Annotated in this window: 26 protein-coding genes; 9 read left to right on the top strand and 17 right to left on the bottom strand. The window is 42.2% G+C overall.

The genetic code is table 11. The annotated features are described in order from the left end of the window. Position 1: 1 nt before the first annotated feature. The 3 genes from dapC (at position 2) to M3I01_RS03775 (ending at position 2,692) form a co-directional block, all read left to right on the top strand. Positions 2-1,189 (top strand): succinyldiaminopimelate transaminase, encoded by a 1,188-nt coding sequence (dapC, locus tag M3I01_RS03785; protein WP_255894254.1) that lies wholly within the window; start codon positions 2-4, stop codon positions 1,187-1,189. 48 nt (positions 1,190-1,237) lie between these two features. Continuing rightward, complete coding sequence (gene dapD, locus M3I01_RS03780) at positions 1,238-2,275, top strand: 2,3,4,5-tetrahydropyridine-2,6-dicarboxylate N-succinyltransferase (RefSeq protein ID WP_255894253.1); 1,038 nt, start codon at positions 1,238-1,240, stop codon at positions 2,273-2,275. A 72-nt stretch (positions 2,276-2,347) separates the two neighbouring features. Next, positions 2,348-2,692 (top strand): ArsC family reductase, encoded by a 345-nt coding sequence (locus M3I01_RS03775; protein WP_112137255.1) that lies wholly within the window; start codon positions 2,348-2,350, stop codon positions 2,690-2,692. Here the strand turns inward: M3I01_RS03775 and M3I01_RS03770 are convergent. After that, the gene (locus tag M3I01_RS03770; protein WP_275564922.1) at positions 2,689-2,892 is read right to left on the bottom strand and encodes a hypothetical protein; all 204 of its coding nucleotides are present in this window, start codon (positions 2,890-2,892) and stop codon (positions 2,689-2,691) included. The genes M3I01_RS03775 and M3I01_RS03770 overlap by 4 nt on opposite strands. A gap of 79 nt (positions 2,893-2,971) precedes the next feature. Here M3I01_RS03770 and dapE point away from each other — a divergent pair, with 79 nt between their 5' ends. From dapE to panD, 4 genes are read left to right on the top strand one after another with little or no spacing between them, the layout of a single operon-like run. Beyond that, the gene (gene dapE / locus M3I01_RS03765) at positions 2,972-4,117 is read left to right on the top strand and encodes a succinyl-diaminopimelate desuccinylase (protein ID WP_255894250.1); all 1,146 of its coding nucleotides are present in this window, start codon (positions 2,972-2,974) and stop codon (positions 4,115-4,117) included. A gap of 13 nt (positions 4,118-4,130) precedes the next feature. Continuing rightward, complete coding sequence (locus tag M3I01_RS03760; RefSeq protein ID WP_255894249.1) at positions 4,131-4,397, top strand: hypothetical protein; 267 nt, start codon at positions 4,131-4,133, stop codon at positions 4,395-4,397. A gap of 4 nt (positions 4,398-4,401) precedes the next feature. Beyond that, on the top strand, positions 4,402-4,776 hold the full coding sequence (locus tag M3I01_RS03755; protein WP_255894248.1) for a hypothetical protein: 375 nt from the start codon (positions 4,402-4,404) through the stop codon (positions 4,774-4,776). A 51-nt stretch (positions 4,777-4,827) separates the two neighbouring features. Next, on the top strand, positions 4,828-5,208 hold the full coding sequence (gene panD, locus M3I01_RS03750; RefSeq protein ID WP_255894247.1) for an aspartate 1-decarboxylase: 381 nt from the start codon (positions 4,828-4,830) through the stop codon (positions 5,206-5,208). A 69-nt stretch (positions 5,209-5,277) separates the two neighbouring features. On the opposite strand, the gene tpx is transcribed toward panD, so the two are convergent. Continuing rightward, complete coding sequence (gene tpx, locus M3I01_RS03745) at positions 5,278-5,775, bottom strand: thiol peroxidase (protein WP_255894246.1); 498 nt, start codon at positions 5,773-5,775, stop codon at positions 5,278-5,280. 29 nt (positions 5,776-5,804) lie between these two features. Then, positions 5,805-6,275 (bottom strand): cold-shock protein, encoded by a 471-nt coding sequence (locus M3I01_RS03740; protein ID WP_112137241.1) that lies wholly within the window; start codon positions 6,273-6,275, stop codon positions 5,805-5,807. A gap of 288 nt (positions 6,276-6,563) precedes the next feature. Here M3I01_RS03740 and M3I01_RS03735 point away from each other — a divergent pair, with 288 nt between their 5' ends. Beyond that, positions 6,564-6,776, top strand: coding sequence for a SlyX family protein (locus M3I01_RS03735; RefSeq protein ID WP_112137239.1), 213 nt, complete (start codon positions 6,564-6,566; stop codon positions 6,774-6,776). A gap of 8 nt (positions 6,777-6,784) precedes the next feature. Here the strand turns inward: M3I01_RS03735 and M3I01_RS03730 are convergent, their stop codons facing one another. From M3I01_RS03730 to cysM, 9 genes are all read right to left on the bottom strand, one after another. Further along, a complete protein-coding gene (locus M3I01_RS03730) occupies positions 6,785-7,540 on the bottom strand; it encodes a class I SAM-dependent methyltransferase (RefSeq protein WP_255894245.1) in 756 nt (251 codons plus the stop codon). Positions 7,541-7,778: 238 nt separating this feature from the next. Beyond that, positions 7,779-8,579, bottom strand: a complete 801-nt coding sequence (locus tag M3I01_RS03725; RefSeq protein WP_255894244.1) for an undecaprenyl-diphosphate phosphatase — start codon at positions 8,577-8,579, stop codon at positions 7,779-7,781. A gap of 4 nt (positions 8,580-8,583) precedes the next feature. Beyond that, a complete protein-coding gene (gene tsaB, locus M3I01_RS03720; protein WP_255894243.1) occupies positions 8,584-9,291 on the bottom strand; it encodes a tRNA (adenosine(37)-N6)-threonylcarbamoyltransferase complex dimerization subunit type 1 TsaB in 708 nt (235 codons plus the stop codon). 7 nt (positions 9,292-9,298) lie between these two features. After that, entirely contained in the window at positions 9,299-9,955 is a 657-nt protein-coding gene (gene adk / locus M3I01_RS03715) for an adenylate kinase (protein WP_112137233.1), read from the bottom strand. A gap of 226 nt (positions 9,956-10,181) precedes the next feature. After that, entirely contained in the window at positions 10,182-12,812 is a 2,631-nt protein-coding gene (ppc, locus tag M3I01_RS03710; protein ID WP_255894242.1) for a phosphoenolpyruvate carboxylase, read from the bottom strand. Between the two features lie 73 nt (positions 12,813-12,885). Next, complete coding sequence (mazG, locus tag M3I01_RS03705) at positions 12,886-13,689, bottom strand: nucleoside triphosphate pyrophosphohydrolase (RefSeq protein ID WP_255894241.1); 804 nt, start codon at positions 13,687-13,689, stop codon at positions 12,886-12,888. Next, positions 13,686-15,935, bottom strand: coding sequence for a GTP diphosphokinase (relA, locus tag M3I01_RS03700; RefSeq protein WP_255894240.1), 2,250 nt, complete (start codon positions 15,933-15,935; stop codon positions 13,686-13,688). The genes mazG and relA overlap by 4 nt, the downstream gene beginning before the upstream one ends. A 16-nt stretch (positions 15,936-15,951) precedes the next feature. Continuing rightward, the gene (gene rlmD / locus M3I01_RS03695; protein WP_255894239.1) at positions 15,952-17,268 is read right to left on the bottom strand and encodes a 23S rRNA (uracil(1939)-C(5))-methyltransferase RlmD; all 1,317 of its coding nucleotides are present in this window, start codon (positions 17,266-17,268) and stop codon (positions 15,952-15,954) included. 106 nt (positions 17,269-17,374) lie between these two features. Next, a complete protein-coding gene (gene cysM, locus M3I01_RS03690; protein ID WP_255894238.1) occupies positions 17,375-18,268 on the bottom strand; it encodes a cysteine synthase CysM in 894 nt (297 codons plus the stop codon). 382 nt (positions 18,269-18,650) lie between these two features. On the opposite strand from cysM, the gene M3I01_RS03685 reads away from it, so the two are divergent. Next, on the top strand, positions 18,651-21,464 hold the full coding sequence (locus M3I01_RS03685) for a response regulator (protein ID WP_275564921.1): 2,814 nt from the start codon (positions 18,651-18,653) through the stop codon (positions 21,462-21,464). On the opposite strand, the gene acpS is transcribed toward M3I01_RS03685, so the two are convergent. From acpS to lepB, 5 genes are read right to left on the bottom strand one after another with little or no spacing between them, the layout of a single operon-like run. Continuing rightward, positions 21,431-21,817, bottom strand: a complete 387-nt coding sequence (gene acpS / locus M3I01_RS03680; protein WP_255894235.1) for a holo-ACP synthase — start codon at positions 21,815-21,817, stop codon at positions 21,431-21,433. The two genes, M3I01_RS03685 and acpS, sit on opposite strands and share 34 nt — an antisense overlap. 28 nt (positions 21,818-21,845) lie before the next feature. Further along, a complete protein-coding gene (gene recO / locus M3I01_RS03675) occupies positions 21,846-22,583 on the bottom strand; it encodes a DNA repair protein RecO (RefSeq protein WP_275564920.1) in 738 nt (245 codons plus the stop codon). 6 nt (positions 22,584-22,589) lie between these two features. Then, positions 22,590-23,498 (bottom strand): GTPase Era, encoded by a 909-nt coding sequence (era, locus tag M3I01_RS03670; RefSeq protein WP_112137215.1) that lies wholly within the window; start codon positions 23,496-23,498, stop codon positions 22,590-22,592. Continuing rightward, entirely contained in the window at positions 23,491-24,174 is a 684-nt protein-coding gene (gene rnc, locus M3I01_RS03665) for a ribonuclease III (protein WP_255894231.1), read from the bottom strand. The genes era and rnc overlap by 8 nt, the downstream gene beginning before the upstream one ends. An 18-nt stretch (positions 24,175-24,192) precedes the next feature. After that, positions 24,193-25,017 (bottom strand): signal peptidase I, encoded by an 825-nt coding sequence (gene lepB, locus M3I01_RS03660; protein WP_255894230.1) that lies wholly within the window; start codon positions 25,015-25,017, stop codon positions 24,193-24,195. Positions 25,018-25,057 lie beyond the last annotated feature (40 nt).

The raw sequence follows: 25,057 nt of genomic DNA, 5'->3' as shown, positions 1-25,057 counted from the left end.
GATGAACCCTCTTATACACTCTTTGCACCCATATCCTTTCCAAAAGCTTGCAGAGCTTCTAGAAGGGCTATCGCCAAACCCCGAAAAAACCCTTATCAAACTAACCATTGGTGAGCCTCAACACGAAGCGCCAGCCATTGTGCTCGATACACTTGCCAAAAGCTTAAGTGGTGTCAGCAAATACCCAAGCACCAAAGGTGAGTTATCGTTAAGAAATGCGATGAGCGAATGGACAAAACGTCGCTTTAAACTTGATAACCTCGATCCAGACACAGAGATCTTGCCAGTAACAGGAACTCGAGAAGCGCTTTTCGCTATCACTCAAACACTGGTTGGCGAAAAACAGAACTCGCTTGTTGTCAGTCCAAACCCTTTTTACCAAATTTATGAAGGTGCTGGCATTCTAGCTGGAGCAGAACTTCACTTTCTACCTTGTGGCGCCAAAACCAACTACAAGGTTGATTACCAGCTCGTTGACGATAGTATCTGGCAGCGTTGCGAAGTGTTGTTCGTTTGCTCGCCCAACAACCCAAGTAGCACCATTACAACATTAGACCAATACGCTTACCTCATAGAGAAAGCCAATACCTTCAACTTTACCATCGTCGCTGATGAATGTTATTCAGAAATATACTTTGGTGATCAAGCTCCTCTAGGATTACTTGAAGCATGTCAAATATTAGGGCATATAGATTATAACCACTGCTTGATTTTCCAGTCTCTTTCAAAACGCTCCAATCTACCAGGCCTACGCTCTGGGTTTGTAGCGGGCGACGCATCTATATTGAAGCCCTTTTTACTTTATAGAACTTACCAAGGATGCGCCATGCCAATTCACCACCAAGATGCATCTATTGCAGCTTGGAATGATGAAGAACATGTCATTAAAAATCGCGAAATATACACCCGTAAGTTTGATTCCGTTTTAGGTATATTATCGCCTATTATGTCCGTATCTAAACCTGAGGCAGGCTTTTACTTATGGCCTGAGCTGAATATGAAAGACGAAGATTTTTGTACTTTACTGTATCAAGAAGAGTCCGTTGTCGTCTTACCCGGAAGCTATTTAGGTCGAGAAGTAGAAGGTGTCAACCCTGGTGATCGCCACATTCGCATGGCGTTAGTTGCCGAAGAATCTGAATGCGTTGAGGCAGCAAAGAGAATTAAAGACTTCCTCAGTCGCAGATAACCCCTTAGTAATCTCTTTATATAGATAATCCAGTTGGAGAAACCACACATGAGCAACACAATCTTCGCGTTCGGTCTTGGTATCGGCACACAAAACAAAGAAGACAATTGGCTAGAAGTTTTCTATTCAGCACCAAGTCTTAATCCAGAAAAGGGTACGCTGGATGCACTTTTAGAAAGCACCAATTATGAATGTGGAAACGCGACACTTGTACTGGAAGAAGGTGATCTAAACCGCTTACACATGAGCCTTTTAAAAGCGGGAAACATAGAACAAGCAGAGCTAGCTTCTCGCTTAAAAGCATCTACTAAGCCTATTGTTTTGTGCGTATTAGTCACTGATGAAGCACCAAGTAACCCAGCAGAAGTATATCTAAAGCTTCAACTAATCTCGCACCGCCTAGTCAAGCCTCACAATACAATATTAGATGGTATGTTTGGCCTACTGATTAATACAGCATGGACAAGCGAAGGCCCTATCGACGTACGAGAACTAGCAGATCGTCAACTAAACGCACGCATGGAAGGCCGTACCATTGAAGTGTTTAGCGTTGATAAGTTCCCTAAAATGCTAAACTTCATTGTTCCTACTGGCATCCGTGTCGGTGATGCTGCACGTGTTCGCTTAGGCGCCCACCTAGCCGAAGGCACAACCGTTATGCATGAAGGTTTTGTCAACTTCAATGCTGGTACTCTTGGCTCTAGTATGGTGGAAGGCCGTATTTCTGCTGGCGTGGTCGTCGGTAATGGTTCTGACCTAGGTGGCGGCTGCTCAACTATGGGTACACTGTCTGGCGGTGGTAACATTGTCATTGGCGTTGGCGAAAAATGCTTGATTGGCGCTAATGCCGGCATTGGCATTGGTCTTGGTGATCGCTGTATCGTAGAGTCTGGTTTGTATATTACGGCTGGCTCTAAAGTGGCCGTTCTGGATGAAAACAATCAAATCGTCTCTACTGTCAAAGCACGCGAACTATCGGGTCAATCGGATCTTTTATTTCGTCGTAACTCAGAAACTGGCGCGATTGAATGCAAAACCAATAAGACAGCCATCGCACTAAACGAAGTACTTCACGCCCATAACTAAAAATAGAAAACACTAATAACCAAGAAGCGCCATTTTGAGAGCACTTAAAATGGCGTATTGCGGAACAAAAAAATGATTGAAATATTTGGCATCAAAAATTGCGATACCATGAAAAAAGCCTTTCGTTGGTTAGATGCAAACAATATTGCATACACCTTTCATGACTTTAAGAAAGAAGGCTTAGATGAAGCTACCGCAAAAGCATGGGTAGACAAACTCGGCTGGGAAAATGTAATCAATAAACGCGGCACAACTTGGCGCAAATTAGATGAAGAAACGAAAAACACCATGGACAATGAAAACGCTGTCCATATCATGGTTGCTCAATCTTCTATTGTTAAACGCCCCCTATTGAAAATCGATGATTCGATAATTTTAGGCTTCAGTGTTGATGAGTACACCCAAAGGTTACGTTAGCGCAGAACTGGCGTATAAATACGTGGTCTCTCTTTGTTCGATTTAGGTGACGGCATAGGCGTGACCGTTGGCGTATAACCAGAAGATGGATTATCAGAACGGATCACCGGGACGAAATACGACTCCTGAATAACTGGTTGCTGAAAAAGGCTACAACTAGCAGAAATCAAACCCAAAAATACAACAACACCTAATTTCATAATCCCACCTTTGTATGAATCTCCTGTTATAGTAACAGAATCATTCATAAGGTAGCGAAAACTAACACAAAGGTAAAGAATGTCTAATTTATCTCCTACACTAAAACTTGCCGTGGACCTTATTTCTCGCCCTTCTGTGACCCCAGAAGACGCAGGCTGCCAAGACCTCATGATCGAACGATTGAAAAAAGTGGGTTTTAACATTGAATACATGCCTTTTGGAGAAGTAAAAAACTTTTATGCAAAACGCGGCACTTCCGGACCAAACCTTTGTTTTGCCGGACACACTGACGTTGTGCCAACAGGGCCTGAGGCTGAATGGAAAGTCCCCCCTTTTTCTCCTGCCATTATCGACGGCATGCTCTACGGACGCGGCGCGGCTGACATGAAAGGCAGCCTTGCTGCTATGGTTACAGCTGTAGAAACTTTTATTGGAGAGCACCCTGATCATCAAGGCCAAATCTCCTTCTTGATCACCAGTGATGAAGAAGGTCCATTTGTCGACGGTACAACACGTGTCGTGGATGCACTTATGACACGTAATGAAAAGATCGATTGGTGCATTGTAGGTGAACCTTCAAGTACTAAAACGCTTGGCGACATTATCAAAAATGGTCGACGTGGTTCATTTAGTGGTGATTTAACCGTGCACGGGAAGCAAGGCCACGTTGCCTATCCACATTTAGCGCAAAACCCAATTCACCTAGCAGCACCCGCACTTGATGAAATGGCGCGTGCGCATTGGGATGACGGTAACGATTTTTTCCCACCAACCAGCTTCCAAATATCAAATATACAAGCGGGAACGGGAGCTACTAATGTTGTTCCTGGTAAACTCAATGCTCAGTTTAATTTCCGCTTTTCTTCGGAACTCGACTTCGATGCACTTAAAGTTCGCGTTATAGACATTCTAGACAGGCATGAACTACGCTACGATATCAAATGGACATACAACGGGTTGCCTTTTCTAACTCGACCAGGAGAGCTCGTTGATGCCATGGTTGACGCGGTTCAAACGACAGTCAATATCACTCCTGAACTATCCACTTCTGGTGGTACCTCAGATGGCCGATTCATCGCCAAAATGGGTACACAGGTCGTGGAGCTTGGTCCAATCAATGCTACCATTCACCAGATTAACGAATGCGTCGATGCCGATAGCCTAAATAAGCTCTCTGAAATTTACACTCGCATACTCAAAAATCTATTTACAGACAAAGCATAAAACAAGTATCCAAATGAGAGACTCTATCCATAAATTAGCGATGAAGCTAGGAAACAACCCTAGAGTAGCGCTTATAAAAATGATTCAAGGCGGGTTAATCTTCGTCTTTGGAGTGCTCATACTTATGGTCGCAGATCGCGTTATTGCAGAATCTCTTGCTCAAGAGATTATGGCCTTATTTGGACTAATACTTGCGGGATGCGGAGTGCTATGGACTCTCATTGGCTACCTATCAATGAGTATTCTCAGAATTTATCACATGATTAAAAAGAAGGATTAATAGGATGCAAACTGACATCGAGATATACACATTATCCTGCCCAACAGAAAAGATCATCGCTTGGCTTGAAGAAACATTCACCATAGTCAATAAAAGCGAGCCATCAAAATTGTGTTCAAAAATCACCATTAATTCGAATGGCAACGAGATTGACGTGACAATTTTGAAGCAAGCGGCAGGCAAACGTTTTACCTCTATTTCGTTTGATTCGGATAAAACCCCTTGGAAAAATGATATCGACTGCGCCAGACAGGCTTTTAAGTCTCTTAATTGCGAAGTCCGCTGTAATTTCGAAGCATGGGAAGAAAAAGGCGACCAAGACCCTGATCAATGGTGGCAAATAAACGCATACGGTGAAGGTCCGTTTATTTGGAACTAGGTTATCCGTAACAAAATACGCGACACAGAAACATTAATAGAGACTTTATACATGCAAATCACACTTCTTAAAGGCAAGCTTCACATGGCCAGCGTAACGCAAGCTGAGCTATGGTATGACGGTTCCTGCGCCATCGATAAAGACCTTGTAGAGCTCGCTGGATTCAGAGAATTTGAACAAATTGACATATACAATGTGGATAACGGCGAACGTTTTCACACCTACGTGATATTGGCAGAATCCGGTTCAGGTACTATTTCAATGAATGGCGCAGCCGCGAGAAGAGTGCAGGTAGGTGACCGCGTTATCATAGCCGCTTATGGACAAATGGACGAGACAGAAGCAGATCAATTCAAACCTAAGCTGGTGTATTTAAATAAAGACAACAGTGTTGAGCGAACCACCAATACAATTCCAGTACAAAAAGACTAGAAATACAGCCCAGTAAAAAGACAAAAAAAGCCCGCTCTATGTTAATAGAGCGGGCTTTTTAAATGAAGGTTAGGCTAGTACAGCCAAAGCCGCTTCGTAATTAGGCTCATCTGCCGTTTCCGCTACCTGCTCTGTATAAATCACAGAACCTTTTTCATCCAATACCACAACAGCACGGGATAAAAGGCCAACGAGTGGGCCAGTTGAAAAAGTGAGTCCGTAATCCGCACCAAACGTTGAACGGAAGCTAGACCCAGTATCAACATTATCAATACCTTCCGCTCCGCAAAAACGGGCTGCAGCAAAAGGTAAATCCGCTGACACGCACACTACGTTTACACCTTTTAATGCCGATGCCGATTCATTAAATTTGCGAACCGATGTTGCACACGTTGGCGTATCAACAGAAGGAAAGATATTAAGTAGCAATTTGGCACCTTGATAATCTGCTAAAGTAGCAACGGATAAATCCGTTTTAACCAATTCAAATGCTGGGGCCACAGAGCCTACAGCAGGAAGAGTACCAACAGTTTCAAAAGGATTACCTTTAAGTGTCACAGTTGTCATACAAAGCCTCTAAAATAAAATAGTGAAAATTAACCGCGAATAATAGAAACGTTTTCAGCTTGCTTGCCTTTCTCACCTTCAGTGACATAAAAGCGGACTAACTGACCTTCAACAAGAAAGCGGCGACCACGGCCACGGATGGCACGGTAATGAACAAACACGTCATCGCCATTTTCCATGGTTAAAAAGCCAAACCCCTTTGAAGAGTTAAACCATTTTACTGTTCCCTGCTCACGATCATCGTCTTCATCTTCATCAGACTCAGAGTCGAAACCGACAGAACTAACCTTGCTAACCATAGCACCGACATAAACAGATACTAGAACAAAGCCAAAGTATATAAGGAAATTCGCGCCTACTTCCTCTTTCAAGACCCCTGCAATGAGCAGAGGTACGATCAAAGCAATAACAAGGCTAACTATAAATGTGCGCAACGAAAAAAAAGCAGAACCAGCAGAAGACTCTTTATTATGCGAAACACTATCCTGATGATCATTCATAAAAGTATATCTCTTATCAAATTAAATATTATTGTGAAGCGAGGCCCATTTTTAAAAATAGACTCCGTGTTAGTACAAAAGTGAATAAATAAATATTTTCACTAAACTCTTTTTGAAATTACCATGTGAAGCTAAAGAAGATAGTAGTAAAATACTCAACATCTTTATTAGAGCAATTTTCACGCCACTCTTACATTAAATATGACCAATACTGGCGCCATATATTCGTATAGAACAGCTCATAAAATACGAGTTTAACTTAGTAAGGTTAACACACAGAAGGTATCTATGAACACCTCACAAATCAACCAACGTATAGACGAATTAGAATTCAAACTACAATTTCAAGAGGATACGATTGATAGTTTAAATCAGGTCCTAATCAGTCAGCAAAAAGACATGCTCTTAATGAAAGAAAAGTTCGTCATGCTAGGAAAACAACTCGACTCTTATCGCCAACAACAACCTACTAACGATAGCGACAGACCACCGCATTATTAATAAGAAGACTAGGCTGAAAGTGAATCGAGTGACTTTAAAACATAAATATCAAATCTTCCCGACTTACCTTCGAGTTGATATGTTGGCTCAGAATCGTTTAAAAATGGCGCGCCTTTAGGGCGCTTCACGACCACTCGATATTCCGCTAGTTGCATAGCCTGCTGCAAAAGATCATCAGCATCTAAATCTTTACCAACCAAATCTCTAAAAAAAGCCATCTCTTTTTTAGCCGCCGCTGAAGACTTCTCTGTGTGTGGATACATTGGATCTAAATACACCACATCAAATGTCACACTGGGATCTATACCTGTTATATCGGTATCGAGTAAAGGCATTTCAGCCACAATATCCGCAACTTCATGATGAAAGGAAGCGCGGTATAATCCATCTTGCAACATCGCTCGAACAAAACCAACACGCTCACAAAGTGAGACTGAACACCCCAAACAAGCCAAGACAAAAGCATCTCTCCCCAAACCTGCCGTAGCGTCTAGAACCGATAAATTTGAACGCTTATTTAAACCAACAGCCTTTGCGATATCCTGTCCTTTTCCGCCACCAAATCGTCGCCTATGATCCACTGTCCCTGATGTAAAATCTACATACACAGGCTTAGGAGCCCCTTTTCCTGTTTTGGCAATAGCGACCCCATCTGACGTTTTTAACAAAAGATAATCATACTGCGATACAAATTTAATGGGTTCACGCAGTAAAATAAAAGCAAGATTTAGAGACTCTGCCAATAACCGAGATTCTGATTCCAAAAACCTATCTGTAGTCGCAACTGCAATAGAATTAAGCAAAAGCACCTTCTCCAAAATACATCATCAAACAAAGCCCAAAAGAGTTAGGGTAAACATCGGCTTATTCAGTTTTCGCAATCAAATTACTCAATGACAAGATAGAAAAAAGCCTCTTAAACTAGAGGCTTTTTATCTGAACTAAAAAAATCAACCATTGAGCAAAGCTCACTTCAGCCTACAAGACACTCAAGATAACCCTTTAAATATACACTATGAGCAAGAGAGCAAATCCTAAAATTAATCTATAAACAAAAAAAGGAAAGAAGCCAATGGTATTAAGCCATTTTAAAAACAAATAAATACAAAAATAAGCACTCAGCGCTGACAAAATAACACCGACTAAGATACTTACCCAATCAACAGCAACATTGGATGACACAAGCTCAACGAGCTTTAATCCACCAGCGGCTAAAATAAGAGGGATTGATAAAAGGAAAGAAAACCGTGCTGCACTTTCTCGACCAAAGCCCAAAAATCGTGCCGCCGTCATCGTAATACCAGAACGAGACGTTCCAGGAATCAAAGCTAGCGCTTGAGCAAAGCCAATATAAAGCACACTTTTAAAGCCAAAGTCCTGTTCCGTTTTATCAGATGCACCATAACGGTCAGATAGCCAAAGCAAAACACCAAAACCAATCGTAGTATAAGCAATGACTTCCATAGAGCGTAAATGGGTACTAATAAAATCATCAAACAACAAACCTGCAATACAAGCCGGTACGGTCGCAAGACAAATCCACCATGCCAGACGACTATCAGGCGTCGCTTTTTTGTCCTTTAAAGAAACACACCATGCCAAAATAATATTCGTGATGTCTTTTCTAAAATAGCCAACAACAGCAACCAAAGTACCAACATGAACGGCGACATCAAACGCCAACCCCTGATCCTGCCAATTAAACAGTTGAGCCGGAAGAATTAAATGAGCAGAGCTTGAAATAGGTAGGAATTCGGTCAGACCCTGAATTAAGGCCAAAAATACAATTTGGTACCACAGCATGCAACTAACGTTTCCCTATGCGAGGAGCCTGTTTATCCCAGGTAATTTCATCCCTTAAATACGTTGGCATTGCTTCATAAGAAGATACCGTTTCGCCTTTAATGAAGTGTAATAGTGCCAACTCTGCAACACATGCTGCACGAGGCGCCAAGTCTGTCAAAACATGCTCTGGCGGCTCAGGAAGTAAAGGTGTCAATTCCTTCTCGTAACACCAACCAGATCCGGCACCCTCAAAACAGTGTGTAAATGGCACTAAATCCGATGGTTTTATTACTCGCTCATCAAGCAAAGAAGCAATTTCATAAAGACCATTCACTTTATCGACATGGTAACCACCTAGATAAATTTCACCCATACGAGCATCAAGTGCTGCCAACCAGTCATTTTTACCCGTTTTTTGAAAACCCTCTAAAGACAAAGCCGCAAGTGTAGATACAGGAATAACGGGTAAATCTGCCCCATAAGCCAGCCCTTGAACCACACCAGCACTAATGCGTAGACCAGTAAAAGATCCTGGTCCTCGCCCAAAAGCAATGGCATCAAGGTTTGATAGCGTCAACCCTGCTTGACTCAGAATTTGATCCACCATAGGCAAGATCAAATCATTATGGAGACGAGGTGCTATGCGAAAATCTTCCAACACGACACCATCAATATTCAATGCTACTGAACACGCAGGCGTCGATGTATCTAATGCTAAAATGACGGTCATGAAATCATTAAGCCTTTAATGATGCTAATAAACTTTGTTTAATTTCATTCAAATCACCAACGCCATTCACTTTCACAAACTTAGGCGCAGTTGACGCTTCTGCCTTCAACCAATCTTGGTAATACCCAATCAGCGGTGCTGTTTGATCATGATAAACGCCTAAACGCTTACGAACGGTTTCTTCTATATCGTCAACACGTTGAACAAGGTCATCCCCTGTTTCGTCGTCTTTTCCTTCTACTTTAGGTGGATTATACACAAGGTGATATGTGCGACCTGAAGCTTCATGAACACGACGCCCACTCATGCGTTTTACAATTTCTTCATCCGCTACGTCAATTTCAACAACATAGTCGATTTTAACGCCAGCGTCTTTTAATGCGTCCGCCTGAGGAATCGTACGAGGAAAACCATCAAATAAAGCACCGTTAGTACAATCGTCTTGCGTCAAACGCTCTTTAACCAACCCGATGATAATGTCATCAGAAACAAGCTGACCAGCATCCATTACCGCTTTGGCTTTTAAGCCCATCTCGCTTCCTGCTTTTACTGCGGCACGCAACATATCCCCAGTAGAAATTTGTGGGATGCCAAACTCTTCCGTAATAAATTGAGCCTGAGTACCTTTACCAGCGCCTGGCGCACCTAATAATATTACTCGCATAAAAAAACTCCAAAAGACAGCGTTAACTGATTCGCAAGGGTGGCCGACACAATGCACTATCGATACTTATCTAAGCTCAATAACAAGTGTACAAGCAGACCTTTTGCATACTAAAAAATTAAATGGCCGCCAAGCATACCCAAGCAGCCCTTCTATATGCAAACTTACGTGTCTTTTTTTGTCATTTTCTTACTAATAGTGAGCATTTATTAGTCATATACACAAGTTAGCCTGTATTTTGCATGCCGCTGGCAATACCCGCCATGGTAATCATCAAGGCTTTATTCACTTCTGCGTTATCCTCATCCTTACGGCTACGATATAGAAGTTCGGCTTGCAGATAATGCAATGGATCAATATACGGATTTCGCACATCAATAGATTGGCGTATGGTTTTGTTATCCTCGATCAGCCTTTCTTGTTTTTTCAGCGTTCTGACCAGTTCACTCACTTGCTTTAATTTACTGCGTAGCAAACGACCCAATCCCTGTAAATCTTCACTCACTAGGCGTTTCTCGTAGTACTCGGCGATTTCAGGTTCTGCTTTCGCTAAAACCATGTCAAGCATGTCCAAATAGGAACCGAAGAAAGGCCATTTTTTATGCATTTCTCGTAATTTTTCTAAATTACCAGATTCAATAGCTTGTTGCAGGGCACTTTCAGCACCCAGCCAAGCAGGTAACATTAGACGAATCTGCATCCAAGCAAAGATCCAAGGGATTGCTCGTAAGCTTTCTACTCCGCCGTCAGAACGTCGGCGAGCAGGCCGAGAGCCCAGTGGCAATTTCGCCAGCTCTTGCTCCGGCGTCGTCGCTCTAAAATAAGGAACGAAATCTTCATGACCTCGAATAATGGAACGATACTGATTCATCCCCACTTCCGCCATTTCATCCATAATAGCGCGCCACTCTTCTTTTGGAGGTTCAGCCGGAATCAAAGACGCCTCCATAACCGCCGAACAATAGAGCTCAAGTGAACGCACAGCTATATCAGGAATACCAAATTTAAAACGGATCATTTCACCTTGTTCAGTCACTCGAATCGACCCATTCACCGAGCCCGGTGGCTGTGACAGGATCGCCACATGAGCAGGGCCGCCGCCACGACCAACAGTGCCGCCACGACCATGAAATAACGTAAGGTGAATACCATGTTTTTTACAAAGACGAGTTAATGCTTCTTGTGCTCGATATTGCCCCCATGTCGCCGCAATCTGCCCTGCATCTTTGGCTGAGTCTGAATAACCAATCATTACTTCCTGACGACCATTAATATAGGATTTATACCAAGGCAAAGAAAACAACTGCTCAATAATAGGTTCTGCATTATCCAAATCCGCTAAGGTTTCGAATAACGGTACAATTCGCATAGGAAAGCTAACACCAGACTCTTTCAGCATAAGAGCGACAGCCAACACATCAGATGGGGCACTGGCCATAGATATAACGTAAGACCCAAACGAGTTTTGCTGACCATTTGAGATCATAGTAAACGTATCCAGAACTTCTTTTACTTCTTCGGTTGGCGTCCATTCCATAGGCAATAACGGTCGCTTAGAGTTCAACTCCGTTAGCAAGAACGCTTGTCTAGACGCTTCGTCCCACTCAGCATAATCACCCAATCCATAAAAACGAGTGATTGCAGACAAGGCATCAATGTGACGAGATGCATCCTGACGGACATCCAAACGAACTAAGGTAGAACCAAACGTTGCGGCACAACGAATAAGATCAAGCAACGAGCCATTAGCGATCACCTTCATGCCACAATCTAATAAAGACTGATAACACAAAATAAGATCATCGGTGAGCTCTTGAATATCAAGAAAAATTGCCTCATCAGAAGCCGGCTTACCATCTAAACACGCTTTCGCCCAATTTTTGGTCGCTAGCATTTTGTTTTCTAAGTAGCGTAATACTTCACGGTATGGTTGAGAACTGTCACCCACACGTGCACGCAATGCGGCATTACATTGCGTCATAGAGAACTCAGAACGCAACACATTTAAGTCTTTTATGTAGAGATCTGCGGCCATCCACCGAGCAAGTAAAGTCACTTCTTTTGTGACCTTGTGAGTCACATTCGGGTTACCATCTCGGTCCCCACCCATCCACGTTGCAAAACGGATAGGAGCTAAATCAAGTGGTAAGCGGTCTTCTTTAGAAAATTGAGTAAATTGCTCATCCAGTTGACGGAAAAAACGTGGAACCGCTTGCCATAATGATTGCTCAATAACCGCAAACCCCCATTTCGCTTCATCAACTGGTGTTGGGCGGTCTTCTCGGATTTCATCAGTATGCCAAGCCTGAGTGATGATCTCTTTTAAGCGACGAATGTGCTTAGTTTCTTCTAATGGTAAGATGTTATCTTTGTCTAATGCTTCTAACTCACTGGAGATATTATCGTATTTTCGTATCAGCGAACGACGCACAACTTCTGTTGGGTGTGCCGTAAGAACCAATTCAATCGATTGCGTTTTCAAAGATTCAATCATTTGCTCAGATGTGAATTTTTGCTTAGATAGGCGAGTTAATAAATCCCCAATCGGATTGTGATACACACCTAAACTCTCGTTGGTTCGTCGACGGTGTACACGGTGATATTGCTCAGCAATATTAGACAGGTTCAAAAACTGGTTAAACGCTCTAGCAACAGGCACAATTTCTTTGTCGTCTAATGCTTCTAATGCTTGAATAAGAGCAGCGGAATCGCCCGATTGACGTCCGTCTTTCGAAAGTAATCGGATGTTTTCTACTTTCTCAAGAAAACCTTCCCCTAAGTGGTTACTCATGCTTTCACCGAGACAATCTCCCAGCAACCTAACATTTTCGCGTAATGACGCCTGACTATCACTCACTTCACCCTCCTAAACAGTTCCAATAACGCCCTTAATATTAAAGCGCTTTTAACCCATTTTACGATAATCAAGCCTATAAACCTTCGCGTTTAGCTTGCTCCCAATAACGGTCTAATTCTTCTAAAGAACAATCAGTTAGATTTTTATTCTGTGCCGACACTAAGCTTTCTATTCTAAAAAAGCGACGGCGAAACTTACTATTTGTTTTATTCAATGCCACATCGGGTGAAACATCAAGATGACGAGCCAAATTACTGACCGCGAACAACACATCACCCATTTCTTCTTCGATATGAAGGTCATTTTTTTCCTTCATGGCTTCTTCAAGTTCGTCTAGTTCTTCTCTTATTTTGTCAAAAACTGGGGCGACGTCTGGCCAATCAAATCCGACCTTAGAAGCTTTTTTCTGGATTTTTACTGCCTGCATTAAAGCCGGCATAGAAACAGGGATATCAGATAAAATCCCTTCCTTCGATTGACCTTTTTCTTGAGCCTTAATTTGCTGCCATTGTTCTGCTATTTGCAACTCAGTAAGCAAGCTTGGCTCACCAAAGCGCGCAATGTCACCATCCGGAAAAACATGAGGATGACGACGTAGCATTTTTTCAACAATACCCGTCGCAATATCATCAAAATTAAAATACTGTTCTTCCTCAGCCATTTGAGCGTAAAAAATCACTTGAAAAAGCAAATCTCCTAGCTCTTCTTTTAGATGGTCAAAATCTTCACGCTCAATCGCGTCTACCACTTCATACGCTTCTTCAAGAGTATATGGCGCAATACTTTTGTAGGTTTGTTTTTTATCCCAAGCGCAACCAAATGACACATCCCTTAGACACGTCATTAGATATTGCAGTTGCTCTATAGGACTACTCAAAAATCTCTCTCTCTAAATACATTCGATACATTAGGCAGCTGATTGATACGATGTAACAATTTACTCAATACGCTTAATTCACCTACTTCAATCGTAAAACGGATCGTTGCCATATGATTTTCTTTTGCTGATAACGTATTCATAGACAACAAGTTTACTTTTTCATTGGCCAATAGCCCGGTGATATCGTTCAGTAAGCCCGTTCGATCATAAGCTTCAACTTGTATATTTACGGGGTATTGGTTATCAAGCTCCTCGCCCCAATTTACATCCACAATACGTTCTGGCTCATCCAATCCCAGCTGTACGATGTTAATACAATCCTGACGATGTACCGACACACCTCGCCCCTGAGTGATAAAACCGACAATATCGTCACCCGGAATAGGAGTACAACACTTAGCCATTTGAGTCAGTAACTTACCCACTCCCATGATATGGATGTCATTATCAGACGATTTATGCCGACTTTTTTTCAAGCGGATCGGGCGAGGCGGCGCTATGTCCCCATCTATGTTATATAAATCATCAATAACACGTAGTACTCGTGATAACTGAATATCACCAGCGCCTAACGCAACAAACACATCACTCGCATTCGAGAAACTAAAACGAGAGGCAATTTTTTGGAAATCGATACGACTGTCTTCAATACCCAAACGTTTTAATTGTTTATCTAATAAATGCTTACCTGCGTCTAGATTTTTCTCACGATCTTCTTTTCTAAACCAGTTCTGTATATTTGCACGAGCACGACTGGTTTGCACATAACCTAACGTAGGGTGCAACCAGTCACGACTTGGCCCACCCTCTTTAGTCGTTAATATTTCAACTTTATCACCGGTTTTTAGGTGTGTCACAAGGGAGATGATTTTGCCGTTTACCTTAGCCCCACGACAGCGGTGCCCAATTTCCGTATGCACACGATAAGCAAAATCAACCGGCGTTGCATTGATCGGTAAATCGACTACATGCCCTTCCGGCGTGAATACATAAATACGATCTTGCTCGATATCACTACGTACTTGCTCAGATAAGGATTCCAAATCACCTTGAACTTCATGAAAATCCAAAATGGTTCTTAACCACTGCAGTTTTTCTTCATAGCTGGTGCTATTCGAACTTAAATCAGTTCCCTTGTATTTCCAGTGCGCACACACACCAAGCTCTGCATCTTCATGCATTTTATGACTACGGATCTGAATTTCAAGCGCACGACCCTGAGGACCAATGACCGCCGTGTGCAATGATTGATAGCCATTTGACTTTGGGTTACTGATGTAATCATCAAACTCTTGAGGTATTGGACGCCATAAATTGTGTACTACACCGAGGACGCCATAACACTCCATAGGTTCATCAACCAGAATACGTACTGCACGCACATCGTAGACTTCATCAAAGCCAATATTCTTGCGCTTCATTTTGCGCCAAATACTATAGATGTGCTTTGCCCTCCCCATTAAATCCGCGTGAATGTTAATGCTTTTTAAACGCTCATCTAACAAGGCAATCACATCGTCTATAAATTGCTGGCGATCAAGCCGTTTCTCATCCAGCCAAGTGGCAATACGTTTATAATCAGAAGGATAAAGATAGCGAAAAGAAAGGTCTTCTAATTCCCATTTAATATGGCCAATGCCCAGACGATGGGCTAATGGTGCATAAACACTCTGCACTTCCAACGCTACAGTAATGCGACGCTCTTCACTTTGATGTTTGGCTTCTTTAATAGCACAAGCTCGTTCCGCTAACTTAATTAGCACAACACGCACATCATCAATGATAGACACCAGCATTTTTCGTAAAGATTCAAGCTGGTTTTCACTGCTGCCAAGCACCTCAGAGGCGTTATCCGGTGTTAAATTTTTAGACACTTCCCCCATTCTAATGACCCCCTCTATAAGAGAGGCCACTTTACGACCAAACATATCCGTCACTCGAGAAATAGGCAATTGATCTTCTCGAACAGCACGATATAGAGCCGCGGCAACTAATGAGTCTTGATCCGCTCGAAAGCCAGACAAAATTTCAACCATTTCCAGTCCAGCACGAAAAGTACTCGCTTGCGCACCCCAATAGGACGGTCGGGCGCACTGTAATTCAGCTTGGCGAGCCAATTCACAAGCCATACGCAGAGGTACTCGCGCACTGTCATCAATTAAATGAGAAAAATGCCCCATCCAACCATCAATATCGACACTACCATCGTCTAACACAGGGTGATCTTTTCTTACCGTTACCATCTATCCGCCCTTCAGTTTACTTCTTTTTTTGCAATAACATCATCGTTTCGACATGAGAGGTTTGAGGAAACATATCCATCAGCCCCACACGTAATACACGATATCCCTTTGCGACCAAATATTCGGCATCCCTTGCTAACGTAGAAGCACTGCAAGAAACGTACAATATTTGCTTAGGTCCAATTTTTATTATGGTATCAAGAAACTCAAACGCGCCTGCACGAGGAGGATCAAGCAGTACTTTTGTAATTTTCTGCTTCATAAATTCATTTGTAACGGGTTGAGTCAAGTCAGAAGCTACAAATGAAAGATTGTCAAAGCCGTTAAGTCTCGCATTTTTCCTCGCTGCCTCAACCATACTTTCCTGCACCTCTACACCAATAACCAACTGTGCATGTTGTGCGAGTGGCAAAGAAAAATTCCCTACGCCACAGAACAAATCCAATATAACATCTTGCTTGTTTGGACTTAACCAGTCCATCGCCTGAGCAACCATCTTTTGATTCATCATGGCGTTTACCTGAATAAAATCTTGAGGATGATATTCCAACCTCAATTCACCCAGATCATAATGGCGCATATTTTCAGACGAAACCTCGGCCTTGCTCGTATTTGGTGCTTGCCAGTACAAAGATATCTGCTCTTTACTTGCCCAGTCTTCCCATGTTTTCTCAAGTTCATCTGTTATCAAAGAGGTCAATCTAAAGAGTACCGAGACCCCTTTTGTGTCTTCTAACAATTCAATATGACCCAGTGAGTCTGCCAAACTATTTGTTGCCAGTTCCAGTTTTAAAGAAGAAAAGGTTTTTTGCAGATTACCAGTAAGAACAACACAGTGATCAATAGAGACAATATCGCTAGAAGCTTTGCCACGAAAGCCCAATAACAATATGCCTTTTTTTCGAACAATAGCAATACGTGCTCGCCGGCGGTAATGTGTGAAGCTATCAGACAACAATTCAAGTTCTTGAGTGGTGATTAGATTACGCAATTGTCCTTGTAACCAATCCGCTTTTGAAGAGAGTTGCTTTTCATCAGCTAAATGCTGAAAGCTACAGCCACCGCACACGCTAAAATGCTGACAAGAGGGTTCGACCCGATAGGCACTTGGCTCAATAATCGCGTTCAAAACCGCTTCATCAAAACGACGACCTGATTTGGTGATTTGTGCCGCAACTGTTTCTCCAGGTAAAGCACCGCCAATAAAGGTTACTTTACCTTGTAAACGGGCAACACCTTTCGCTTCGTGCGTCAGCCCATCAACGGTAAAGGTCTGCACTGGACCTATTGCTTGAGGCTTGGATTGTCGACGTGGGGGGGTTCTTTTTCTCAAAAGTGGCTCTCTTGTTCCTGAATATAGGATAACGTAAGGGCATTCTATCGCATCTATCAGCGAATCTGCACCCGTTAGCGAACCTTAATCCCCTATTGATCACTCATCAATCAAACACGCCCGTTGATAAATAACGGTCACCTCTATCACACACAATAGCTACAATAACGGCATTATTTAGCTGTTCTGATAAAGACAAAGCCGTCGCAACAGAACCACCTGAAGATACTCCACAAAAAATACCTTCTTCTTTTGCAAGACGACGCATGGTCACTTCCGCTGCCTCTTGCGATACATCCATAACGGTATCAACACGAGTCTCATCAAAAATAGAAGGTAAATACTCTTTTGACCAACGGCGAATCCCTGGAATACTCGCCCCGTCTTGTGGTTGAAGGCCAATTATTTGAATGTCTTTATTTTGCTCTTTCAGGTAATGGGAAACCCCCATAATGGTTCCGGTTGTCCCCATTGAGCTAACAAAATGTGTTACCGTTCCTTGGGTTTGCTGCCAAATTTCTGGACCTGTTGTTAGATAATGTGCATTAGGATTGTCTTGATTGGAAAATTGGTTAAGAACAATACCGACTCCCTGCTCTTGCATTTCTTGAGCAAGATCCCTTGCTCTCTCCATTCCACCCTCTGCTTGCGTTACCAAATGCAGAATGGCGCCATACGCGGCCATCGCAGATTTACGCTCTTGGCTCATATTATCAGGCATAATCAAATGCATTTTGTAGCCCTTAATAGCCGCCACCATCGCCAAGGCAATCCCAGTGTTACCACTAGTGGCTTCAATCAAGCTATCTCCAGGTTTGATATCACCACGACGTTCAGCCTGTAATATCATATTTAAAGCTGGTCGATCTTTTACGGATCCTGCCGGATTTTGTCCTTCTAGTTTTAGCAAAATAGTATTGCTTAGATTGGGATTGATGCGCTGTAAGCGAACCAAGGGAGTTTGTCCGATTAAGGACTCAATGCTAGGGTACTCGATCATAAAAAAACTTCATTGACATTGATGGCATAGGGAATGAAACTTAACGTTCTGTGACTATTTAAGAACACTTACCCTAAACAGTACAAGAAGAAAGCGTTATAAACTTAGTTTCATTTTCGTATTCTTGGTAAACAGTATGTTAGTAACACGTTTTTTCACCCTATTTTTTTTAGCCCTAATGATGAGTGGCTGTGAAAAACCCACGAAAAAAGTCACTAAACTAAACAATATAGAACTCAGAACGAAATGGCGTGAATGCGCCTACATTCAGACACCATCCAACAGTAAAAAAAAGACGTGCAGTCACTATAAAATAGAATGTGAAAAACGTAAAAACGACGGCAACTTAGCCTGCTATTAACTCGTGAAATATAGCCCTAGCATGATAAAAAAAATATTCCAAAATATTCCTACCATGAGCCTAAGCAACAGACTATTTTGGGCATTGTTCGCTCCTGTTTTTGCCGTTTCTCTGCTCGCCAGTATATTTCTAGTATTGACTCGCTTTAACGATTTAAACCAAAACCTTTACGAACGTACATCAAATATAACGGAACAAGTCGCTACTACAAGTGAATATGCCATTGTATTTTCTGATCAAAATATGATGCATCGGATACTCCAAAGCGCACTCAATAATGAAGACATAAGTAGTGTTCAACTATTTAACAGCGAGCAAAAAATCATTGCTGAATTAGGGAAAACACCGACATCGGTAGACACTCCTTTTCCTGATAACATGTACCTAAAAGAATACGATGATTATCTAGAATCTATCAACGCCATTCACTACTCAAGCAATTCACTCGATGGTATTTTTAACACTCAAACCGACTTATTTATCCCACTTGACCAACGCAACCTCATAGGCTGGGTAAAAATTGAAGCGAATAAGTCCGCCGTCCGGATAGATAAATATCAATACGCAGGTCTAGTCGCTTTCATACTTATTATTTTTAATGTGTTAACTATTATAGGTGCATTCCACATTTCCAGAGCTCTAACACAACCTATAAACAGACTTGCAGGCTCCTTAAATAAATTGGTTAAAGGGCAGTTTTCAACAGTAAAACTGATGAAGTTGCCACCCGAATACGCCTCTCTCCAAAAAGACCTACTCGATCTGACAGAAAGACTGGAACACCATAATGAAGAACTGAATACTGGCATTGAGCAGTCTACCGAAGATATTCGGCGCAGCATGGACAGTATGGAAGAGAAAAGCGCTCAGCTACATATAGCAAACCGTGAAGCCATGGAGTCAAACCGCCTAAAATCACAATTTCTTGCCAATATTAGTCATGAGGTTCGCACACCTCTCAATGCTATTCTGGGTTATACAAAAACCCTGCAAAAAGACATTACCGATACCCAACACCGCTTTTACGTTGATACCATCGAGCAATCCACCAATAGCCTGCTTGCCATCATTGGTGATATCTTAGATTTCTCAAAAATCGAAGCAGGTAAATTAAGCCTCGAAAGCAATCACTTCAACCTTAAAGCTCTTATTGATGATGTCTACCAAACGTTAAGCATCAACTTATTGAGTAAAGAGAAGCAAATCGATTTGGTTCCTGAGTTTAACCAAGACGTACCTGAATGGTTTATTGGTGACAGCACACGAGTACGTCAAATATTAACCAACCTAATTGGAAACGCGATTAAGTTCACACACCAAGGTTCCGTTCGAACCAAAGTGTCGCTTTCCTCCAAAACGCCCCAAGCAATTACCTTGTCTTTTCAGGTTATAGACACTGGTATTGGCATAGCGGAACACAAAATCCATCGCTTGTTTAAACCTTTTTCTCAAGTGGATACCAGCACTACAAGACAATTTGGAGGAACAGGTCTAGGATTGGTTATCACCAAGAAACTTGTCGAGCAGATGAATGGAAAAATTGAAGTCAGCAGCGATCCTAGCATTGGCTCTACCTTCCGTTTTACATTGAACCTTAAAGCCTCTAAGAAGCTGAACAACAGCAACCCCGACCTTAATTGTCATGTTATTTTACTAGAACCAAGCGCTACCTATAAGAGCTATCTAAAGAGCTATCTAAAGAGTATTGGGGTCAGTTGTATAGCGTGTTCCGACTTAGAGCAAATGATCGCTATTTTGAACAAGCAACATGCTAGCATTGACGCCATTTTATTAAGTGTCATGCCCGACGACCAAAGTGTCGCTGAAGCCCGTGAACTGATTACCTACTCTGCACAGCAGTTTACTATCCCCTGCATTCTCATGGTTCAGCCACCAGGTCAAATCACTCATTACCCAGATTTAAAAAACCTATGCAGCGACATTCTTCTCAAGCCAATCAGTCATAATCGCTTATACAGTGCCCTACAAAACCTCAATAAAAGCTCCGCACCACTAATTAACCAACAACGGCAAGTGAGTGCAAGTACATTGAACGAAAAAATAAAAGGTCTCAAAATTCTAGCCGTTGATGACTCTCCAATCAACTTGCAGCTATTAAACCATTGGCTAACACCGATTGGTTTAGACGTATCTTTGGCCTACAGTGGACAGCAAGCCATTGACATGGCAACTCATGATAAATTTGATCTTATTTTTATGGACATCCAAATGCCTGAAATGGATGGCATGGAAACCACTCGACAGCTGCGTCAAATGGAGTTCTATAGGAATACACCTATTATTGCATTAACCGCTCACGCCTTGGGGACAGAGCAACAACAAATTTTAGCCAGTGGTATGAATGCTTACCTAACTAAACCGATTGATGAAGAGCTTTTACTTGGTACTATCGAGACCTGGCGCGCTAATACCGAAACATTTCAGGATCAAGTTAACGCCAAGTTAATCGGGATTTTTGATTTAGAAAAAGCCTTAGCAATCGTTGATGGAAAAACCGACATAGCAAAAGAAATGTTTGATATGTTGGCAAATTCGTTGGATGCAGAAAAAAAATTAATTCAGCATCACCTAGAAAATCAAGATATTGAAAAAATGATTGAAGTCGTACACAGAGTACATGGCGCCTCAAAATACACAGGTACAATCAATATTGCTCGCCATGCAGGCTTTTTAGAAACACACTTAAAGGAATTAGGGTTCGAAGATGTGGACGGCGTAGCAAAGGACTTTATTGATGCAATAGAGGAGCTACTCAGCCATCGCCAACTTATTCCTTGGCCTCACTCTTTTGATTCAAGTATAACAAAAGCCTGAGCGTAGGCTTTTTCATCTGTCAAACTTAAATGCCATGCTAATGGAAAATCATAACGCGCCAATATGCTGGCATCGACAGTTAACACTGGCTGTCCAGTCGATAAATTACTCACACTAAAGTGTTGAAAACTCACACCTAAGCCAATTCCTGTACCCAGCGCTTTTACAGCAGCCTCTTTCGCCGCAAAACGTTTAGCGACATAAGCGTTTGCCTGATCTAAATTACCAATTTCAGACCAACGTTGCTTCTCGTCCGCCGTTAAAATACGATCAATAAAACGCTCTCCTAGACGATCAATCGACTGAGCAATACGAGCAATATCTACCAAGTCCGTTCCAACACCAATAATCAAACGTTCTCTCCTTTATACAATGATTCCATTATAAGGCTCGAAAAATAGGCACACCCAAATGACGCTCGCCTTGAAAAGGTTGTTTTGGCAATAGTCGTCTAGACACAACCGGCTTACCGCTCAATAAACTGTCTAACCAGTGACGATGCAACTCTTTAGCCAGACTCAATACCTGCTTGTCCATCCATTTGCCACTGTGGTAATTCAATGCAACCTGCCCTTCGACAAATAACATCGGCATTTGCTTTGGTATTTCACCATAATAAGGTCGCAGCCCAAACTTGTAGTGAAACTGATAAAGCTGACGGGCCTCAATAGAGTCACCGCGACCAGTAGACACCATATTAATACCCACACCTAACTCCGAAAATAGCCCCACTTCAAAACGTCGTAACAGAGGCGCAATCGGCGCACCTGAATATAAGCTTTCAATTAGCCATTTATATAGCACGTAAATATCAGGTAACGGTAAATTAGCTGGTAGCAGTTTTTCAAGTAATTCATGGGCATAGAACGCCGCATACAATGGCAGTCCTTCTAATGAAGAAGCAGACTTGACCGACTCCAAGCTCTTCACTGTTTTTAAGTCACTACGACCAGAAAACTCCATCTCGTAACATAAAAAAGGCCCAGGTATGACCCGAGCCTCTTTTTTTGGTAATCGCCACACCCCCCTAATCAAACCTTGCTCAAGCGTTAACAGATCGAGCAAAATTTTACTGTCCTGAAAAGGGCGTGTATGGATGACATACGCAGAAACGCGCATTAAGAACTACTCTTCCTGATAGCCTAAACTGGCTAGCGCACGCTCATCATCGGACCAACCAGAACGGACTTTAATCCAGAGATTCAGCATTACTTTATGTTGAAATAAGTTCTCCATGTCAATACGTGCTTCTTTGCCAATAAGCTTAATTTTATCACCACGTTCACCGATGATAATCCGCTTTTGGCCATTACGCTCAACCAAAATCAGCGCACTGATGTGGATTGCCGACTCTTCGTAGACAAACTCTTCGATCTGCACCGCAACTTCATAAGGTACTTCTTGACCCAGTTGGCGAGTAATCTTTTCACGCACAATTTCAGCCGCCAAAAAACGAGAGCTGCGATTGGTAATCTGATCTTCAGGATAAAATTGCACCCCTTCTGGGATATAACTTTCTACCAAACGCTCTAACCGATCCAGATTTTTATTGCGCAGTGCAGAAATAGGGACAATTTGCGCAAAGTTCATACGATCAGACAAATTTGCTAAGCGTGGCAATAAATCTTCTTTCTGATCCAGCTGGTCTACTTTATTCACCACCAAAATAACTGGGCAGCGTGCGTGTTTTACCTTCTGAAGAACCGCTTCATCTTCCTCAGTCCAACGATCTGCATCAATCACAAACAACACCACATCGACGTCTTTTAATGCTGCCGAGGCTGTTTTATTCATAATACGGTTAATGGCTTTTGTCTCACCCAAATGCAAGCCTGGGGTATCAACATAAATCGCCTGAACATGACCTTCAGTTTTTACACCAAGAATCTGATCACGTGTTGTTTGTGGTTTACGCGAAGTAATGGATAATTTTTGACCTAATATGTGATTAAGCAAAGTCGATTTACCCACATTTGGGCGACCAACAATGGCGATATAACCACAGTGCGTAACTTCAACTTCAACGTCAGACATTTTTCTTTTCCAATTTTTTCAATGCTTTCGCAGCGGCAATTTGCTCTGCGATTCGGCGGCTATTGCCCTTACCTTCAATGGCTTCTTCACAAAGCTCTATAAAACAGTGTACATAGAAAGTCTGATCGTGCGGTTCACCCACAATCTTTATCACATCATATTGTGGAAGTGCATGCTTGCGCGCTTGTAAATACTCTTGTAAGAGCGTTTTCGAGTCTTTGGTCACTCCTTTTAAGGAGATAGCATCCAAACGTGACTTATACCATTCCAGAACATGCTGGCGACACACGTCCATACCAGCATCCAAATACATAGCGCCAATAATACCTTCAACGGTGTCTGCTAAAATAGAATCACGCCTAAAACCACCGCTTTTTAATTCGCCTGCACCCAATTTAAGATAGTCACCTAATTGGAACTCACGTGCTAATTCAGCCAGTGTATCCCCCTTGACTAGTGATGCTCGTAAACGACTTAATTCGCCCTCTTTGGCTTTTGGAAAGCGATGAAAAAGATCCTCAGCAATCACGTAGTTAAGGATGGAATCGCCCAAAAACTCAAGGCGTTCATTATTTTTCCCACCAAAACTACGGTGCGTTAGCGCCAGCTCAAGCAGTCCAAGGTCAGCAAAAAAGTAACCAATTCGCCGACTCAGCTTCTGATACGATGAACTCAAAATTTCTCCAAAAAATACTTATTCAATCAAACCGTTATTTTTAATGCTCGGGATACTAAAAAAATCATCCCAATGCAGCCACACATAAAAAGCACGGCCTTTCATATTTTCATCTGGCACAAAGCTCCAAAATCGGCTATCTGAGCTATTGTCTCGATTGTCTCCCATCACAAAGTAATGCCCTTCAGGAACAACCCAGTCTCCTTCATGAGGTGTAAATCGAAAACTATTATAAATGTTGTGTTGCACACCACTTAGATTCTCTTTAAACAGCTCAACTGGCTCTTGACTCGGATTCAAAGACACAGGTAACTTAGCCAAAAGTTCTTTACTAACTTGCTGCCCATTGACCGTCAATACTTTATCGCGATAACTTATTTTATCTCTGGGAAGACCTACTAAGCGTTTAATGTAGTTTATACTAGGATCACGAGGATATTTAAAAACAACCACATCACCACGTTCTGGCTGAGTCGTCGGAATGATAGTGGTATTCAAAACAGGCAAACGAAGGCCGTAGTCAAACTTATTGACGAGGATAAAATCGCCTATTTTCAACGTAGGCAACATAGAGCCAGATGGAATTTGAAAAGGCTCTACAACGAATGATCGAAGACCAAAAATTACCGCTATTATGATGAAGTAAGACTTCACTTCCACTACAAATTTAGGTGTTTCTGCTAATCGTTGTTGCGCATCCTTGTTGATAGCACTTCGAGTTTCCGGCGCCATGTTAGCCAATACTGCTTTTCGTTTAGGAAAATACACAATGCGATCGTAAACCCAGAAAACACCCGTCACCAAAAACGCTATGGCCAGTATCAATTCGAAATCAAAACCCATACTTCATTTCTCCATCAAGGTGCACCTTTGCGCACCTGTT

Source organism: Marinomonas maritima (assembly GCF_024435075.2).
Taxonomy (GTDB): Bacteria; Pseudomonadota; Gammaproteobacteria; order Pseudomonadales; family Marinomonadaceae; genus Marinomonas; species Marinomonas maritima.
The sequence above is the reverse complement of the archived record's forward strand: the minus strand, read 5'-3'. Positions and strand labels throughout refer to the sequence as shown.